This window comes from Mycobacterium sp., from assembly GCF_032159775.1.
Taxonomy (GTDB): domain Bacteria; phylum Actinomycetota; class Actinomycetes; order Mycobacteriales; family Mycobacteriaceae; genus Mycobacterium.
In genome coordinates, this window is sequence record NZ_JAVHWK010000107.1 from 1 (window position 1) to 4,000 (window position 4,000).

The following is a 4,000-nucleotide window of genomic DNA, read 5'->3' on the forward strand; positions in this document are numbered from 1 at the left end:
AGGATGCGATCAACGGCGGACCGACGGTCACCCCGGTGGCGCCTGCCCCGGTCGTCAATCAGACGCTGGTCTCGCGCAACGCCCTTGTTCAGAACGTCGACGCGACGGCGGACAAGACGGCGGACAAGAAGCAGACCCTGGATGCCGTCAGCGCCGACACCGTCGGATCCGGGGACGTCCAGCAGACCGCAGCCGATCAGAGCGGAAACGACCAAACGGCCGCTGATGCCAAGGCAGCTGCGGACGCCAAGGCAGCTGCTGACGCCAAGGCCGCCGCTGACGCCAAGACTGCCGCAGATGCCAAGGCCGCCGCTGACGCCCAAGCCGCCGCGGATGCGAAGGCTGCCGCGGACACCCAAGCAGCCGCTGACGCGAAGGCCGCGGCCGATGCCCAAGCCGCCGCGGATGCGAAGGCCGCTGCCGACAAGGCCGCCGCAGCCGAGGAAGCCAAGAAGGCCAAGGAGGCCAAGGAGGCAGCCGACAAGGCGAAGGAAGCGGCCGACAACGAAGCTGCCGCGCAAGCGGCCGCGGACAAGGCCAAGGAAGCCGCCGCCAACGCCAAGGCCGCCGGTGCGGCCGGCGACGGCGGCGCGACCACGACGACGGGCGCGACGGAGGCCGGTACCGGCACCACCGCCCCCGCCGCCGGCGACTCCGGTTCCACCGCGGGCTCTGAGAAGGCAGCAGCCTGACACAGCAGAACGCCCCCGCGCTCGAGGAGTGCGGGGGCGTTCTCTTGTCTCGGGGGCGTCAGGCCACGGCACCCGGCTTCAGGTAGGTGACCAAACTGACGTCGATGCTCTCGTCGACGAAGTAATACTGGCAACCGGTCAGGTACTTCATGTACCGGTTGTAGTTTTCCTCGTCGGTGGCGGCGATGGCCTCGGTCTTGTGGTTCTCCAGGGCGGCGGCCCAGATCCCCAACGTCTTGATGTAGTGATTGCGCAGCGACAGCGCCTCGGGGACCGTGAAGCCCGCCTTCTCGCCATGCTCGATCATCATCTCGGTGGACGGGATGCGGCCACCCGGGAAGATCTCGGTGATCATGAACTTGATGAAGCGCGCCATTTCGAAGGTCAGCTTCTTGCCCCGGGCCAGCAGATTATCGGGGTGGTACGCAACGCTGCTCTGGATCGTCATCCGGCCGTCATCGGGCATGATGTCGAAGCAGGTCTTGAAGAAGTCGTCGTAGCGCTCGAACCCGAAGTGCTCGAACGCCTCGATCGAGACGATCCGGTCGACCGGGCTGTGGAACTGCTCCCACCCCTCGAGCCGGACGTCGAAGGTGCGCTCGCTCTTCAGGTCACCCAGCAGCTGGTTGCAGTAGGCCTGCTGGTTCTTGCTCAGCGTCAGGCCGATGACGTTGACGTCGTACTTCTCCATGGCGCGCAGCAGCGTGAGGCCCCAGCCGCAGCCGACCTCGAGCAGCGTCATACCCGGCTTGAGATCCAGACGGTCGAGGTGCTGATCGACGTTTGCGATCTGCGCGTCGGACAACGTGACGTTCGGCCCGGTGAAGTAGGCGCAGCTGTACTTGCGCGTCGGGTCCTGGAAGACGCCGAAGAAGTCGTCAGACAGGTCGTAGTGCGCCTGGATGTCCTCGAAGTGAGGAGTCAAGTCCTTCGTGCCAGTGGAGTTGTCAGACATGTGTTACCTGCTAGGCCTTTCTTGCGACTGTATCGGCACGTTTGCTTGATCGTCGGAGGTCGCGATGTGACGGACCCTACCCGGGGACCGGGGTATCGAGGCTCGAACCACCGCCTCAGGCGCTACAGACTACTTGTTACCCGCTTGTCGACTCCAATTTGCCCTCGACTTCGTCAGGGCGAAGAGTCGCGCGACCGGAAGTGCTACTTCTCCAGCGTGAACTGGCAGACGTCGATGTAGCCCTCGTGGAAGCCCTTGGCGCAGCCGGTGAGGTAGTGCATGTAGCGGTCGTACACCTCTTGCGACTGGATCGCGATGGCCTCGTCCTTGTGCGCCTCGAGCGCCGCCGACCAGGTGTCCAACGTCCTGGCGTAGTGCTTCTGCAGCGACTGCGTCCTGGTCAGCTCGAAGCCGGCCTTGGTCGCGTACTCGCCTGCCATCTCAGTGGTCGGCAGGTATCCGCCAGGGAAGATCTCGGTGAGGATGAACTTCACGAAGCGGGCGATCGAGAACGTCAGCGGCAGCCCTGCCGCGGTCATCTGCGGGAGGGTGAGCGCGGTGATGGTGTGGAGCAGCATCACGCCGTCGTCGGGCAGCGCCTTGTAGGCCATCGCGAAGAAGTCGTCCCAGCGATCCTTGCCGAAGTGTTCGAAGGCGCCGATCGAGACGATCCGGTCGACGGGCTCGTCGAACTGCTCCCAGCCGTTGAGCAGCACGCGCTTGGTGCGGGGGCTGTCGGAGGCGGCGAAGACGGTCTCGACGTGTGCCTTCTGGTTCTCGCTGAGGGTGAGACCGATGACGTTGACGTCGTACTTCTCGATGGCCCGCATCATCGTCGCGCCCCAGCCGCAGCCCACGTCGAGCAGCGTCATGCCGGGTTCGAGGCCGAGCTTGCCGAGCGCCAGGTCGACCTTGGCGAGCTGAGCTTCCTCGAGCGTCATGTCGTCGCGCTCGAAGTAGGCGCAACTGTAGGTCTGGCTCGGATCGAGGAAGAGCCGGAAGAAATCGTCGGACAGGTCGTAGTGAGCCTGGACGTCCTCGAAGTGCGGCTTGAGGCCACCCTTCTTGCGGGTAGTCGACATAGCGGAGAATGCCTTTCTGGCTGTTCAGTGGCTCGGCGGCGTCGCCGGTGACCCGCCAAGCCCCCTGATGCACTCAAAGGCGCACTCTACGCTGATCACCACCTGCAGCCGAATCGGCCGGCCGCCAAGCGCGTCACCCAAGGCGGCGGGTCAGGGAACTTCAGCAAACGTGGTCTTGAGCTCGCCGACGATGTCGTCCCACAGAGGTTCCGGCAGGTCATGGGCCATTCCGTCGAACATCACCAACCGCGATCTGCGAATCGCCTTGGCGATGGCGCGACCGCCCGCGGGGCGCATCAACTTGTCGGCGCGCCCGTGGATCACCAACGTGGGTGCGGTGATCTGCTTGTCGTAGGCGAGCAGACTGCCGCTGCCGAGGATCGCGCTGAACTGCCGTGCCACCCCGGCTGGGTAGTAGGAGCGTTCGTACGCCTCGACGGCGTCGGCCTCCAGCTCCTCGTCGGGCACCCGGTAGCCCGGGCTGCCGATGATCTTGCCGACGCGCACGGAGTTCGCGATGACGCCCTCGCGGGACGTGTCCTTGGGCCGCGTCGTCACTGCGCGTAGTTGCTTGGGACCCGGCGGCGGGAGTAGCGGCTGGTTGTTGCTCGAGAAGAAGACGACCAACGTCTTGGTGCGCTGCTGATACCGCGCGGCAAAGATCTGCGCGATCATCCCGCCCATCGAGCCGCCGACGATGTGCGCCTTGTCGATCTGCAGATGATCGAGCAGGGCCGCAGCGTCGTCGGCCATGTGTTCCAGCGTGTACACCGCGCCGTTCTTCAGCCCGAGTTGCGAGCGGACCATCCTGGGCAGCAGGGGCGCACCGGTATGACGGCCATCGACCTTGCTCGACAGCCCGACGTCACGGTTGTCGTACCGGATCACGCGCAGCCCCTGGTCGACGAGCTTCTCGCAGAAACCCTTGCGCCAGAACAACAATTGCGCGCCCAGGCCCATGATCAGCAGGACGGCGGGATCGTTCTCGTCACCCATGTCCTCGTAGGCGATGTCCAGCTCACCGGACTTGGCGACGCCAGTGCGAATGTCCATCAAATGCTCCTCGCGCAAGCGCTCGTCGGTCAAATGTCCAGCTCGTCCGAATGTTCACGGCTGACCTCGACCATGAAGTTGGCGAAGTACCCCGTCAGTTGCGGGTCGCTCATCATCTGCCACTTGGGCGCCAGCAGCTTCATGTAGCGCTCGACGTAGAGGAACTGCTTGCCGATCAGTACGAGCTCGCGCGGCAGCTTGACGTCGTAGGCCTCGGC

General features: G+C 64.8%; 4 protein-coding genes and 1 pseudogene. 1 reads left to right on the forward strand and 4 read right to left on the reverse strand.

Translation table 11 applies throughout. From position 1 onward, the window contains the following. Positions 1-692, forward strand: a 692-nt coding sequence (locus QOJ24_RS12075; protein WP_526261412.1) for a hypothetical protein, incomplete at its 5' end; no start/stop codon positions are given. Between the two features lie 58 nt (positions 693-750). Here QOJ24_RS12075 and QOJ24_RS12080 read toward each other — a convergent pair. From QOJ24_RS12080 to QOJ24_RS12095, 4 genes and pseudogenes are all read right to left on the reverse strand, one after another. Next, positions 751-1,647: a cyclopropane mycolic acid synthase family methyltransferase gene (locus QOJ24_RS12080; RefSeq protein ID WP_526261414.1), complete on the reverse strand. Its 897-nt coding sequence runs from the start codon at positions 1,645-1,647 to the stop codon at positions 751-753. A 203-nt stretch (positions 1,648-1,850) separates the two neighbouring features. Further along, complete coding sequence (locus QOJ24_RS12085; protein ID WP_526261416.1) at positions 1,851-2,729, reverse strand: cyclopropane mycolic acid synthase family methyltransferase; 879 nt, start codon at positions 2,727-2,729, stop codon at positions 1,851-1,853. Between the two features lie 150 nt (positions 2,730-2,879). Continuing rightward, positions 2,880-3,782, reverse strand: a complete 903-nt coding sequence (locus tag QOJ24_RS12090; RefSeq protein WP_526261418.1) for an alpha/beta fold hydrolase — start codon at positions 3,780-3,782, stop codon at positions 2,880-2,882. Between the two features lie 29 nt (positions 3,783-3,811). Continuing rightward, positions 3,812-4,000: pseudogene (locus QOJ24_RS12095) on the reverse strand (AarF/ABC1/UbiB kinase family protein); the annotation flags it as partial.